Origin of the sequence: Kitasatospora sp. NPDC057936 (assembly GCF_042887525.1) — a bacterium.
Lineage (GTDB): Bacteria > Actinomycetota > Actinomycetes > Streptomycetales > Streptomycetaceae > Kitasatospora.
On sequence record NZ_JBHVPD010000108.1, the window covers coordinates 1 to 12619 of the forward strand.

General features: G+C 73.8%; 14 protein-coding genes and 1 pseudogene. 10 read left to right on the forward strand and 5 right to left on the reverse strand.

The genetic code is table 11. The features are described from left to right. From ACFVU9_RS38315 to ACFVU9_RS38335, 5 genes and pseudogenes are all read left to right on the forward strand, one after another. Positions 1-184: pseudogene (locus ACFVU9_RS38315) on the forward strand (cyclohexanone monooxygenase); the annotation flags it as partial. Positions 185-242: 58 nt separating this feature from the next. Beyond that, positions 243-1733 carry an FAD-binding protein gene (locus ACFVU9_RS38320; RefSeq protein ID WP_387601585.1) on the forward strand — a complete coding sequence of 497 codons (1491 nt, stop codon included), beginning with the start codon at positions 243-245 and terminating at the stop codon, positions 1731-1733. Positions 1734-1896: 163 nt separating this feature from the next. Next, complete coding sequence (locus tag ACFVU9_RS38325; RefSeq protein WP_387601587.1) at positions 1897-2760, forward strand: alpha/beta fold hydrolase; 864 nt, start codon at positions 1897-1899, stop codon at positions 2758-2760. Between the two features lie 30 nt (positions 2761-2790). Then, positions 2791-3240: a helix-turn-helix transcriptional regulator gene (locus tag ACFVU9_RS38330; protein WP_380447138.1), complete on the forward strand. Its 450-nt coding sequence runs from the start codon at positions 2791-2793 to the stop codon at positions 3238-3240. Between the two features lie 6 nt (positions 3241-3246). After that, positions 3247-3807: a histidine phosphatase family protein gene (locus tag ACFVU9_RS38335; RefSeq protein WP_387601591.1), complete on the forward strand. Its 561-nt coding sequence runs from the start codon at positions 3247-3249 to the stop codon at positions 3805-3807. A gap of 18 nt (positions 3808-3825) precedes the next feature. On the opposite strand, the gene ACFVU9_RS38340 is transcribed toward ACFVU9_RS38335, so the two are convergent. From ACFVU9_RS38340 to ACFVU9_RS38355, 4 genes are all read right to left on the reverse strand, one after another. After that, a complete protein-coding gene (locus ACFVU9_RS38340; RefSeq protein ID WP_387601594.1) occupies positions 3826-5040 on the reverse strand; it encodes a GNAT family N-acetyltransferase in 1215 nt (404 codons plus the stop codon). A 127-nt stretch (positions 5041-5167) separates the two neighbouring features. Continuing rightward, positions 5168-6313, reverse strand: a complete 1146-nt coding sequence (locus ACFVU9_RS38345; RefSeq protein WP_387601643.1) for an RNA polymerase sigma factor — start codon at positions 6311-6313, stop codon at positions 5168-5170. A gap of 23 nt (positions 6314-6336) precedes the next feature. Further along, a complete protein-coding gene (locus ACFVU9_RS38350; protein ID WP_359974921.1) occupies positions 6337-6744 on the reverse strand; it encodes a YciI family protein in 408 nt (135 codons plus the stop codon). Positions 6745-6898: 154 nt separating this feature from the next. Beyond that, positions 6899-7906, reverse strand: coding sequence for an AraC family transcriptional regulator (locus ACFVU9_RS38355; RefSeq protein WP_387601598.1), 1008 nt, complete (start codon positions 7904-7906; stop codon positions 6899-6901). Positions 7907-8093: 187 nt separating this feature from the next. Here ACFVU9_RS38355 and ACFVU9_RS38360 point away from each other — a divergent pair, with 187 nt between their 5' ends. The 3 genes from ACFVU9_RS38360 (at position 8094) to ACFVU9_RS38370 (ending at position 10691) form a co-directional block, all read left to right on the forward strand. Beyond that, positions 8094-8588, forward strand: a complete 495-nt coding sequence (locus ACFVU9_RS38360) for a DUF1772 domain-containing protein (RefSeq protein ID WP_387601601.1) — start codon at positions 8094-8096, stop codon at positions 8586-8588. Positions 8589-8661: 73 nt separating this feature from the next. Further along, positions 8662-10317, forward strand: a complete 1656-nt coding sequence (locus ACFVU9_RS38365) for a serine/threonine-protein kinase (RefSeq protein WP_387601603.1) — start codon at positions 8662-8664, stop codon at positions 10315-10317. A 26-nt stretch (positions 10318-10343) separates the two neighbouring features. Beyond that, positions 10344-10691: a VOC family protein gene (locus ACFVU9_RS38370; protein WP_387601605.1), complete on the forward strand. Its 348-nt coding sequence runs from the start codon at positions 10344-10346 to the stop codon at positions 10689-10691. A gap of 39 nt (positions 10692-10730) precedes the next feature. Here the strand turns inward: ACFVU9_RS38370 and ACFVU9_RS38375 are convergent, their stop codons facing one another. Further along, positions 10731-11057, reverse strand: a complete 327-nt coding sequence (locus tag ACFVU9_RS38375) for a putative quinol monooxygenase (protein WP_387601608.1) — start codon at positions 11055-11057, stop codon at positions 10731-10733. A gap of 317 nt (positions 11058-11374) precedes the next feature. Here ACFVU9_RS38375 and ACFVU9_RS38380 point away from each other — a divergent pair, with 317 nt between their 5' ends. Both ACFVU9_RS38380 and tsaA read left to right on the forward strand, forming a co-directional pair. After that, positions 11375-12130: an alpha/beta fold hydrolase gene (locus tag ACFVU9_RS38380; protein WP_387601611.1), complete on the forward strand. Its 756-nt coding sequence runs from the start codon at positions 11375-11377 to the stop codon at positions 12128-12130. Positions 12131-12200: 70 nt separating this feature from the next. Beyond that, positions 12201-12617, forward strand: a complete 417-nt coding sequence (gene tsaA / locus ACFVU9_RS38385; RefSeq protein ID WP_380447158.1) for a tRNA (N6-threonylcarbamoyladenosine(37)-N6)-methyltransferase TrmO — start codon at positions 12201-12203, stop codon at positions 12615-12617. Positions 12618-12619 lie beyond the last annotated feature (2 nt).

The window sequence follows — 12619 nt, forward strand, 5'->3', positions numbered from 1 at the left end:
AAACACCGTCTGGAACACCGGCAACTGCCACAGCTGGTACCACGACACCCACGGCAACAACCCCACCATCTGGCCCACCTACACCCACACCTACCGCAAACAAACCAACCACTTCGACCACACCAACTACCAAACCACCACCACCCAAAACACCACCCACAACACCCACAACACCCACAACTAACCAACACACAAAACCGAAGAGCACACCCACAAACCATCACCGGAATGAGACCACCGACATGCACACACCCGGCCTGTCCCGACGGACGCTGATCGCCGGCGCGGCCTCCGCCGTCATCGGTTGGAACACCGCCACGCGCGCCTGGGCCACCACATCGACGGACGCGGTCGCCGACGTCGTCCCCGTCCCGGCGCTCGACGGCACGCTCACCACCGATGCCACCACGCTTGCCGCCTTCTCGGACGACTTCGGGCGTCTGACGCACAACACCCCCCGCGCCGTGCTGCGGCCCCGCTCCACCCGCGACATCGCGGCCATCATCGACTACGCCAACAAGACCGGCCTCACCGTCGCCATGAACGGGCAGGGCGGCACCGACGGCGAGTACGAGTCCCACTCCAACTACGGCCAGGCGGCCGTCCCCGGCGGCATCGCGATCGACGCCCGCTCACTGGACACCATCCACGCGATCACCCCCACCCACGCCGTCGTCGACCCCGGCGTCACCTGGGCCCAGCTCACCAACGCCGCCCTCGCGCAGGGCCTCACCCCGCCGTGCCTCACCGACTACCTCCACCTCTCCATCGGCGGCACGATCAGCGTCGGCGGCATCGGCAACGCCGTCCAGAAGCACGGCCTGCAGGCCGACACGGTCAGCGAGATCGAGATCGTCACGGGCACCGGCCGCACCCTCACCGCCTCGGCCACCCGCAACCGCGGTCTGTTCGAGGCCGCCCTCGCCGGTGCCGGCCAGGTCGGCATCATCACCCGGGCCACCGTCGCCCTCACCAAGGCGCCGGAGAACGCGCGCGTGTTCCTGCTCTTCTACGACGACATCGCCGCCTACTGCGCCGACCAGGAGCGCATCATGGCCGACGGGCGTTTCGACGGCCAGGTCGGCGAGATCCTCCTGCCCCGATCCCCCGCCAACCCCACGCCCAACGCCCGTTACAAGATCGAGGCCGTCGCCCACTACAACGGCACCACACCCCCCGACGCCGCACCCCTGCTCGCCGGCCTCACACCCGTGCCCGGCGACACCCAGATCAGCGATACCACCTACCGCGATTACACGTTCCGCGTCGACGCCTTCGCCGCCAACCTCAAGAGCCTCGGCTACTGGAGCGCCCCCAAGCCCTGGCTGAGCATGTTCCTCCCCGCCGGCCGGGCCCAGGAGTTCGCCCGCTACGCCCTCACCAAGGTGACCCCCACCGACCTCGGCGCCGGGCTCCTCCTCTTCTACCCCTTCCCCACCGGCAAGATCACCCGGCCCCTCGCCATGACCCCCGATCACCCCACCACGTATCTCTTCGACTTCCTCACCTTCCCCGCCCCCGGCACCAACCCCACCGCCGCGCTCCGGCGCAACCGCGACCTCTACGACGCCGCCGTACGCCTGGGCGCCAAGCGCTACCTCGTCGGCGCCATCCCCAACATGACCACCACCGACTGGCAGCGCCACTATGGCGCCCGCTGGACCACCCTCACCACCGCCAAGCAGCGCCACGACCCCCGCCACACCCTCACCCCCGGCCAGCACATCCTCTGACCACACCGGAACGGCCAACCCCCGGAAGGCCGATGCCCGTACCCACCATCGACACCGGGCGAGGCACCGGGCGAGGCACCGGGCGAGGCACCGGGTGAGACACCCACCGAGACATCCACCGAGGCACCCACCGAGACACCGCCAAGGGCAAGGGGACGAAGGCATGATCACCACTGACCGCACCATCACCACCGACGACGGCGCCCGGCTCGCCGTCACGCTCCACCGGCCCGAAATCCCCGTCCCGGACAGCCCGTTGGTGGTGCTGGTGCACGGGTGGGCCGCCTCCCGGACGGTCTGGCACGCCGTCGCCCGGCAGCTCGCCGCCGCCGGGCACACCGTGGCCTCGTACGACCAGCGGGGGCACGCGGCGTCCACCGCCGGGGAGCAGCCGCTGAGCATCGCCCGGCTCGGGCAGGACCTCGCGACGGTCGTCGACACGCTGTCCCCCGACCGGCCCGTCGTCGTGGCCGGCCACTCCGGCGGCGGTTACGCGGCCCTCGCCTACGCGGCGCACCTCCATGCCACGACGCCGGACGCGGCTCCGCGGCGGCTGGCGGCCCTGCTCCTCGCGTCGACGGCCTCGCACGACCAGGTGACCCCGGCCGGGGAGATCCGGATGATGGGCAGTCAGCTGTTCACGCGGGCGCTGCGAGTGCCGTGGCTCGGGCGGCAGTTGCTCGGCAAGACGCTCGCGCCGACCGCGACCCTCGCGACGCGCGAGCAGAACCGGCAGCTGTTCGCGAACACCCCGCCCGCCGTCCGGGCCGCCTACTTCGGTGCCACGCACGACATGGACCTGCGGCCGCAGCTGGCCGCCATCACCGCGCCCACCACGGTCCTCACCGGCACCCAGGACAAGATCGTCAACCCGAACCACAGCCATCACCTCGCCCGCGCGCTGCCGGACACGCAGCTGGACACGATCCCGGGCAGCGGCCACAACCTGCCGCTGGAGAGCCCGGAGCGGCTCACTCACCACATCTCCGCCCTCATCGCCCGTGTCGGCGGGTACCCTCGGTCATAACGCAGTGGCCCGAGCGGGGAGACGTCATCGATGAGCAGAGCCGCCGGTAACGCGTCCCGTGTGCCGCTCGACGACCTCGTCCGGCTCCGCAGGGCCCGGGACATGATGGACCGCGACTACGCGCAGCCGCTGGACGTCACGGCGCTTGCGCGCACCGCCCTCATGTCTGCGGGCCACTTCTCGCGCAGCTTCCGCACCGCGTACGGGGAGACGCCGTACAGCTACCTCATGACCCGGCGGATCGAGCGGGCGAAGGCCCTGCTGCGGCGTGGCGACCTCACGGTGACGGAGGTCTGCATGGAGGTGGGCTGTACGTCGCTGGGGTCGTTCAGTTCGCGGTTCACCGAGCTGGTCGGCGAGACCCCGAGCGCGTACCGGGCGCGCGAGCACGAGGACGGTGCCGCGCTGCCGGCCTGCATCTCGAAGATCCACACGCGGCCGGTCAAGGGCGGCGGGGCGAAGCCGGCCGGCAACGGGTAGCCCTCGATGGCGGTCGAGCTCGTCTACGAGACCCACTCCACGACCACGGACAACGAGGCCGGGATCGCCACCGGCCACCTCCCGGGCCGCCTGTCGGAAGCAGGCCGGCGGCAGGCGGCGGAGCTGGGCGCGCGGCGGCGCGACGGCGGGTTCGCGGCCGTGTTCACCTCCGACCTGCACCGGGCCGTCGAGACCGGCCGGATCGCGTTCCCGGACGGCGTGCCGCCGCTGCACCAGGACGTGCGGCTCCGCGAGTGCGACTACGGCGAGCTCAACGGCGCGCCGGCCTCCCTCGTCGCCGTCCGGCGGCTCCGGCACGTCGACGAGCCGTTTCCCGGCGGGCAGAGCTACCGGCAGGTCGTCGCGGCCACCGACGCCCTGCTCCACGACCTCGCCGCCCGCTGGGACGGCCGCCGGGTGCTGCTCATCGCGCACTCGGCGAACCGGTGGGCCCTGGACCACCTCCTGACCGGAGTGCCGCTGGTGGAGGTCCTCGCCAACCCGCCCGCCTGGCGGGCGGGTTGGCACTACTCACTGCCGGCGACCTGGCCCGCACCGGCCCACTGATCGCGCCCCGCCCGCAGGTCAGAACCAGTGCAGGCAGTGCGGCTGGCGCTCGGCGCGGAAGAGGGCGTCGGCGAGGGCGGCCGCGCCCGGGTGGTGGGCCCGGACGTGTCCGGCGCGCACGAGCGTGCTCGGGGCGGTGCCGCCGAGGTAGACGGCGCCCAGGTCGCGGATGTCCAGGGACAGGTCGGGTTCGCGGTCCGTCGGGACGCAGTCGGCCTTGCCGTCGCGGACGGTGAGCAGGTGGCGGGCGCGCTCGCCGAGGAACGGGTCGTCGACGTCGAGGACGAGCTCGCCGTCGGCGAACCAGCCGCGCGAGGTGAGCGCGCGCGGGACGTCGAGCAGCCGCACCCACAGCCACTCGGAGTGGTTGGCCACCTGGCCGGCGTTGAAGTCCGCGAGCTGCCAGCGCAGCGGGTGGTCCGGCGGGACGTGCTTGAACACGACCTGGCTGACGAGGTCGTGGCCGAGCAGGTAGCGGGCGAGGGCGGTGAAGGCCGCGTCGTCGGTGGCGATGATCTCGTCGACCGTGAGGATGTCGGGGTCGCCCATCGAGTAGCTGGCGTACCCGTCCGGCACGCCGTCGGCGCCGCGGTGGACGGCGACGTAGCGCGGCGTCCGGGCGGTCGGCGCGTGACCGGCGCCCCGGGCCCACCAGTGGGGCGGCCGGGACACGGCGCCGGGCTGGGCGCGGCGGTACCGGTCGTAGACGTCCTCCATGATGGCGCCGCACTCGGCGCGCCGCAGGAGTTCGACCGAACCGGCCTCGGCAGCACCACCCGCCCGGGGCGCGGCGAACGCGCCCCGGTGGCGCGGCACCGTCAGGCGGCCCGTGTACGTCGCCGGGCCGTAGCCGAACCGGCCGTAGATCCCCGCCTCGGAGGCGAGCAGGACGGAGAGGAACTCGCCCCGGGCCCGGAAGTCGTCGAGTTGGTGCCGCATCATCGCGGTGAGCACGCCCTGGCGGCGGTGCGAGGGCAGGACGCCGACGCCCGACACCCCGGGGGCCGGGACGACGATCCCACCGGGCAGGGTGAGTTCGAAGGAGTACGCGATGGCGGTGCCGACGGGACGGCCGTCCGACGTCTCGGCGAGCACGCCGCGGTCCAGTTCCAGGGCCGACCACCAGACCCCGCTGCCGTCCTCGGCCGGGGTCTCCGGGAAGCGTCCGAACGCGGCGAAGAGCGTGTCGAGGAAGACGCCGTGGTCTTCCTTGCTCGTGGAACGGATCTCCATCGGTGCTGCTGCCTCCCCTGGGTGCCGGACTCACGACGCGTGATGTCCCGTGCCACAGTGGATCGTTCCCGCACCACGAGGTCAACCGAATTACCGACGGAGGCTCGATCGTGCGGCCGGGGGCGGCTCACCCCCGCAGGCGGGCGTTGAGCCGCGCCGCCTGCCGCGTCAGGTAGTCGCGCTCCGCCAGGTTGGGCGCCTTGTGCGCGGCCTCGGCGTACAGCCGGGCCGCCGTCGCCAGGTCGCCGTCGCGCTCGTGGAGGTACGCGGACGCCGCCGTGTGCCGGGGCAGGGAGTCGTCCAGCGCCGCGAGGGCCGCCAGCCCGGCGCGGGCGCCGTCGGCCTCGCCCACGGCGACCGCGCGGTTGAGGCGGACGACCGGGCTGTCGGTCAGGTGCGCCAACTCGTCGTACCACTCGACGATCTGCACCCAGTCGGTCTCCTCGACGGTCCGCGCGTCCGCGTGGAGCGCCGCGATGGCGGCCTGGGCCTGGAACTCCCCCAGCCGGTCGCGGGCGAGCGCCGCCTGGAGGATCCCGACGCCCTCGGCGATCAGGCCGGTGTCCCACCGGGTGCGGTCCTGCTCGGCGAGCGGTACGAGGCCGCCGTCGGGCGCCGTCCGGGAGGCGCGGCGGGCGTGGTGGAGCAGCATGAGGGCGAGCAGTCCGGCCACCTCGGGGTGGTCGATCACGGCGGCGAGCTGCCGGGTGAGCCGGACGGCCTCGGCGGCGAGGTCGACGTCGCCGGAGTAGCCCTCGTTGAAGACCAGGTAGAGGACGCGCAGCACGGTGGCGACGTCGCCGGGCCGGTCGAGGCGCACGCCGGAGACGGTGCGCTTGGCGCGGCTGATCCGCTGGGCCATGGTCGCCTCGGGGACGAGGTAGGCCTGGGCGATCTGGCGGGTGGTGAGGCCGCCGACGGCGCGCAGGGTGAGGGCGGCCGCGGAGGCGGGCGTCAACGACGGGTGGGCGCACAGGAAGTAGAGCTGGAGCGTGTCGTCCGCCGCGGGCGCGGGCCCGGGCGGCGGCTCCTCGTCGACGCGGTCCTCGCGGCGGCGGCGGGCGGAGTCCGCCCGGGTCGCGTCGAGGAACTTGCGCCAGGCGGCGGTGACCAGCCAGCCCTTCGGGTCGCGCGGGGGGTCGGCCGGCCAGACCCGGAGGGCCTCGACGAGGGCGTCCTGGACGGCGTCCTCGGCCGCCGCGAAGTCGGCTCCGCGGCGGACGAGGGCGCCGAGCACGCCCGGGGTGAGGCTCCTGAGCAGTGCTTCGTCCATGGGGGTGGTCACGTCCCGGCAGGCTACTCGGTGATGGTGGGCGGCGCGGCCATGACCTCGCGGACCTCCAGCCACTCGTGGATCGGCCTGCCGCCGGCGCCGGGGGCGGCGGACAGCTCGCCGGCGAGTTCGACGGCGCGCTCGCGGCTGTCGACGTCGATGATCATCCAGCCGGCGATGAGGTCCTTGGTCTCGGGGAACGGGCCGTCGGTGACCGCCGGGCGCCCCTCTCCGTCGTAGCGGACCCACATGCCCTCGGGGGCGAGGCCCTGGGCGTCGACGAACTCGCCGGTCTTCTCCAGCCGGGCGGCGAAGTCGTGCATGAAGCGGATGTGGTCCGAGATCTCCTCCGGCGTCCACTGGTCCATCGGGACGCAGTTGACCGGAGCCGGGGCGCCTCGGTAGTGCTTCAGCAGCAGGTACTTGGCCATGGTGTCTCTCCTCGGTGCGGTGCGACCCATTGTGGTCGCTTCCACCCCGGGGACGGAGCCGGGCGCGCGTTCTCGACATCCCTCGCCAGGAATTTTCGAGGACGCGCGAAGATCTCTTTCGGCGATCGTACGGTCACCAGGAGTGACGACGCCGTCAGCCGGCCAGGACGACCGTCTCGGCGGGGCCGGAGAAGCCCGGCGTGGGGTTCGGGGTGCTCGTGGAGGCGAGGCGCCGGTGTTCCTGGGGGCTGACGCCGCGCACGCGCTTGAAGGCCGCGGAGAGGGCGAAGGCGTTGCTGTAGCCGACCTTGCGGGCCGCGAAGGCGACGGTGCACTCGGGCTCGCGCAGGAGGTCGGCGGCGACGGCGAGGCGCCAGCCGGCCAGGTAGGCCATCGGGGGCTCGCCGACCAGGGCGGTGAAGCGGCGGGCGAGGCCGGCCCGGGAGACGCCGACCTGCTGGGCGAGGTCGGCGACGGTCCAGGGGGTGGCCGGGTCGTCGTGCATGAGGCGCAGCACGGGCCCGACGACGGGGTCGTGCTGGGCGCGGTACCAGGCGGGGGCGCCGGAGTCGGGCGCGGCGAGCCAGGCGCGCAGGACGGAGACGACGAGGAGGTCGAGGATGCGGTCCAGGACGAGTTCCTGGCCGGGCTCGTTGCGCCCTATCTCGGCGGCGAGGAGGTGGATCAGCGTGTCGTCGGCGGCGGTGCCGGCCGGGCGGACGAGCAGGGCGGGCAGGCAGGCGAGGAGGCGCTGGCCGATCTCGTGCTCGGCCTGGTAGGTGCCGGAGAGGACGACGGAGGACGCGTCGTCGCGCTCGTTGCCGTGGCCCCAGGTGCGGACGCCGAGGGCCATGGTCTCCGAGACGTCGACGCCGCCGCGCGAGCACTGCTGGCCGGGGCCGACGATCACGTCGACGGGCGTGTCGGGGTCGTCGGCGACGGTGTAGGGCTCGGGGCCGCGCACGATGGCGACGTCGCCGGGGTGCAGGAGCAGCGGGGTGCCGCGTTCGGGCAGGATCCACGCGTCGCCGCGGACCATGGTGACCACGGAGAGCGGCGCGCGGTCCTCGATGCGCAGCGACCACGGCGGGGTGAGGATCGAGCGCAGCAGGAACGCCCCGCGCGCCTTGGGGCCGTCCAGGAGTCCGGTCAGCGTGTCCATGGCCGCCAAGTGTAGATGCGGGAGCATGATTTGACGGATTGTCATTTGAGGGCGTCTTGAGCGGCCGGGGTGGCCCCGGCACCCGTTCGTGCCCGATGATCGACGCGCACGGGGACGGACCGAGTCAGCGGGGACCGAGGGATCGGGACGCCGGGACTCCGAGACACACAGTGAGGGGCCCTTCGAGATGGAACTGTCGCGCACACTCGTGCTCGTGGCGGCGACGATCACCTGCGGGCTGACCGCGGGCCTGTTCTACGCCTACGCGTGCTCCGTGATGCCCGCGCTGCGGCGGGTCGACGACCGCACGTTCATCGACGTGATGCAGAAGGTCAACGTCGCGATCCTGAACGGCTGGTTCGTGCTCGGCTACGTCGGCGCGCTGCTGTTCGGCGCGGCCGCCGTCGCGCTGCACCTGCCCGAGGAGGGGCACGACGCGCTGCCCGCCACGATCGCGGCGCTGGTGCTGTACGTGGGGAACATCGGCGTGACCCGGGCGGTGAACATCCCTCTCAACGACCAGCTGGAGAAGGCCGGTTTGCCGGCACGGATCGCGGACCCGGCGGCCGTGCGACGCGTGTTCGAGGAGCGCTGGGCCCGGTTCAACGTGCTGCGGGCGGTGCTGTGCACGGCGTCGCTGGGCTGCCTGGCGTGGGCGCTCGTGCTGGACGGGAACGCGTAAGTCCGCTCACTGGAGCGGATGTTCGGAGCTCCGGCCCGCAACCGGGTGGTGCACCGGTACCGTCTGGCGTGACGTGACGGTGGGCGGGGGCGGCGAGGGGAGCGACGGCGTGGAGGCACTGGGGCCCGGGGATCCGCGGCAGGTGGGCGAGTACCGGCTGTTGCGCCGCCTGGGTGCGGGTGGGATGGGCCTGGTCTACCTGGGCCGGACGGCCGGCGGGCGGACGGTGGCCGTCAAGACGGTGCACGCGCAGTTCGCGGCGGACCCGGAGTTCCGGGTGCGGTTCCGGCAGGAGGTGGCCGCGGCCCGCCTGGTGGGCGGGAGCTGGACGGCGCCGGTGCTGGACGCGGACACCGAGGGCGAGCGGCCGTGGGTGGCCACCGGGTACGTGGCCGGGCCCGCGCTGAGCGCGGCGGTGCGGGACTTCGGGCCGCTGCCCGCCCCGGCCGTCCGCTCGCTCGGGGCCGGGCTGGCCGAGGCGCTGGCGGCCGTGCACGGGCGCGGGCTCGTGCACCGGGACGTCAAGCCGTCGAACGTGCTGCTGGCGCTGGACGGGCCGCGGCTGATCGACTTCGGGATCGCCCGGGCCCTGGACGCGACGGCGCTCACGCAGTCCGGGTTCGTCGTCGGCTCCCCCGGCTTCCTCTCGCCCGAGCAGGCCGGGGGCGCCAAGGCCGGGCCCGCGTCGGACGTGTTCTCGCTCGGCGCGGTGCTCGCGTACGCGGCCACGGGCGAGGCGCCGTTCGGCTCGGGGGTGAGCGCGCACGTCATGATCTACCGGGTGCTGCACGAGGACCCCGACCTCGGGCCGCTGGACGCGGTGGACCCGCAGCTGTGCGCGATCGTGGCGGCCTGCCTCGCGAAGGACCCCGCGGACCGGCCGTCCCCGGAGCGGCTGGGGGCGTGGCTGGCCGCCGACGACCCCGGGGCGGCCGAGCGCCTGAAGCGGAGAGCGTGGCTGCCGCCGGCGGTCGCCGGGTCGCTCGCGGGGCTGGCGGTCGAGCTGCTGGACCTGGACGGAGCCGCCGCGGCCCCCGCTCCGCCGCCCCCGACCGTGGCGCCCGCCCCGCCGGCCTTCGCACCCCTGACCGGGCAGTTCGGCCCGCCTCTGCCCCAGGCCCCGCCCCTGACCCTGGCCGCCACCCCTCCCTCGCCCTACCCGCCGCCGTACCGGCAACCCGCCGGCCGGGGCCTCGGGCGCATCGGCGTGGCCGTCGCCGCCGTCCTGACGACCGCGCTGCTGGGCACCGGCGTGTACCTCTGGAACCGACCCGACGGCACCACGGCGAGCGGCAGCAGCACCTCCTCGGCCGGTCAGGCCACGACGGCCGCCACGGCGACCACCACAGCCCCGGCACCGAGCCCGACGCCGACACCGGCCCCGACGCCTGCGGGCGCGATACCCGCGGACTTCCTGGGCACCTGGGCGGGCCGGCTCGGCAGCCCCGCGATCCGCGCGGAGGCGGACTTCAAGATCACCATCCGGCAGGGCCAGAAGGGCGAGCCCGTCGCCGAGATCACCAACAACACCGGCGCCGGCACACCGTCCTGCGACGCCACCGCGAGCCTCACGTCGGCCGCCGCCGACCGCGTCGTCCTGCGCACAGCGCCGATAAGCCCGGGCAGCGGGTGCGTCGCCTGGCCCTACGACCAGGTGTACACCCGCAACGCGGACGGCAGCCTGCACCTGGTCGTCGCGGGCTTCTCCGGCGACCTGCGGAGGCAGTGAGGGCCGACACCGGTTACCGTGAGTACATGATCAACGGTGCCCACCTGATCATCCACAGCCGTGACGCGGAGGCCGACCGCGTCTTCCTGCGCGACGTGCTGGGCTGGCCGCACGTCGACGCGGGCGGCGGGTGGCTGGTCTTCAAGCTGCCCCCGGCCGAGATCGCCGTCCACCCGGGCGGCTCGCCCTGGCACGAGCTGTTCCTGATGTGCGACGACGTCGACGCCACCGTCCGCGAACTCACCGCCCGCGGGGTGGAGTTCACCGAGCCCGTCACCTCCGTCGGCTGGGGGCTGAAGACCGCCCTGCGCCTGCCCGGCGGCGGGGAGGTCGGCCTCTACCAGCCCCGCCACCCGGTGGCCCACTCGCTCTGACCCCGGCCGGTCGGGCGCCGAAGGTCAGGGCGCCGAAGGTCAGGGCGCGGTCGCCCGTCGGCCCGCGTTGGTGGCGACCAGCCGGTAGTCGGTGAACACCACGGGCCCCTCGGAGAGTTCCGGCGCGTAGGCCGCCTGGAACCGGCGCACCGCCTCCGATTCGCCGTGCGCCCGGTGGGCGGCCTCGTCGGCGAAGGTGAAGAGGTGGACGAAGCGCGTCGGGTCGTCCTTCTGCTGCCAGGCCGTGTACATCCACGTGTCGGGCTCGTGCGCCGCGACGTAGCCGACGAACTCCTCGATCGCCGCCAGGACCCGGTCGACGGCCTCGGCGTTCACTCGGTAGCGCGCGGTCTGGTAGATCGGCATGGCTCTCCGCCTGTCGCTCCTCGGGGACGGTCTTCCTGCCTCCACCTTGCGGGCGCCCACCGGGAGGGCAAAAGCCGTGACCACCGAACGAGTGCCTCCACGCGGAGCGGCGCGGCCCCGTCGGCCCCGGGCGAGGCCGGCCTCGCAGCCGTCGGGGACGGCCCGGAGCCCGAGGCCGAAGCCGCCGTCGGGGCACAGGCACGGCCCGCGGCGAAGGGGGCGCTCCGGAGGGCCCGGCGGAGCCCAGGAGTACTTCGGCCCGGGCTGGGAAGGTAACGGCCCGCCACCACGCGCCACCCCACCCGACAGGAGTCCGCATGACGATCGCCCACCGCGCCCTCGGCACCGGCGAGCACAAGGTCCTGGTCCTGCACGACTGGTTCGGCACCAGCGCCGCCTGGGGCCCGTTCCTCGACTACCTCGACCCGGAGGCGTTCGGCTACGCCTTCCTCGACTACCGGGGCTACGGCGAACGACTGGATGTGGAGGGCGAGTTCACGCTCGCCGAGATCGCCTCGGACGCACTCGCGCTGGCCGACCGGCTCGGCTGGGACACCTTCTCCGTCGTCGGCCACTCGATGGGCGGCAAGGCCGCGCAGCGCATCCTCGCCGAGGCGCCCGGCCGGGTGCGCAAGCTGGTCGGCGTGACGCCCGTGCCCGCGAGCGCCTACCCGCTGGAGGGCGACGCGTACGACCTCTTCCACGGCGCCGCGCAGAACCCGGCCAACCGGCGGGCGATCCTCGACCTCGTCACCGGGCAGCGGGCCAACCCCCGCTGGCTCGACGCGATGACGGCCCGCTCGGTGGCCGGCTCCCGGCCGGAGGCCTTCGCCGCCTACCTCGCCGACTGGACCACCCAGGACTTCGCGGCCAAGGTCGCGGGCAGCCCGCTGCCGGTCAAGGTGTTCGTCGGCGAGCACGACCTCGCCCTCACCGCCGAGGCGATGCGCGGCACCTGGCTCACCCACTACCCGCAGGCCGAGCTGGAGGTCCTGCCCAACTCCGGCCACTACCCGATGTACGAGATCCCGGTGGCCTTCGCGAGCGCTCTGGAGGCGTTCCTGCGCGCCTGAGCGCCGCGCACGGCATCATCGGAGGGATCGAACGGACCGGGAGCGACAACCACCGAGCGGGGAGCGAGCGATGGCGGACGGGCACTTCGAGGTACGGGCGATCGGCCGGGTGGAATCACCGCTGCTGGACCGCTCCGGCGCGCCCCGGCAGGGCGACGAGGGTGGGCCGGAGGCCTGGCTGGCGTTCGACCCCGCGGTGGAACGCGCCCTCGCCGACCTGGCGGTCGGGCAGGAGGTCCTGCTGCTCACCTGGCTCGACCGGGCGGACCGCGAGGTGCTCGCCGTCCGCCCGCGCGGGGAGCGCTCCCGGCCGGAGACCGGCGTCTTCGCCACCCGCTCCCCCGACCGGCCCAACCCGATCGGCCTCCACCGCGTCACCATCCTCGCCGTCGACGGCCTGCGGATCCGCGTGAGCGGTCTCGAAGCCGTCGACGGCACGCCGGTCCTGGACGTCAAGCCCGTCCTGGCCCGGCGGGACGAACGCTAAGT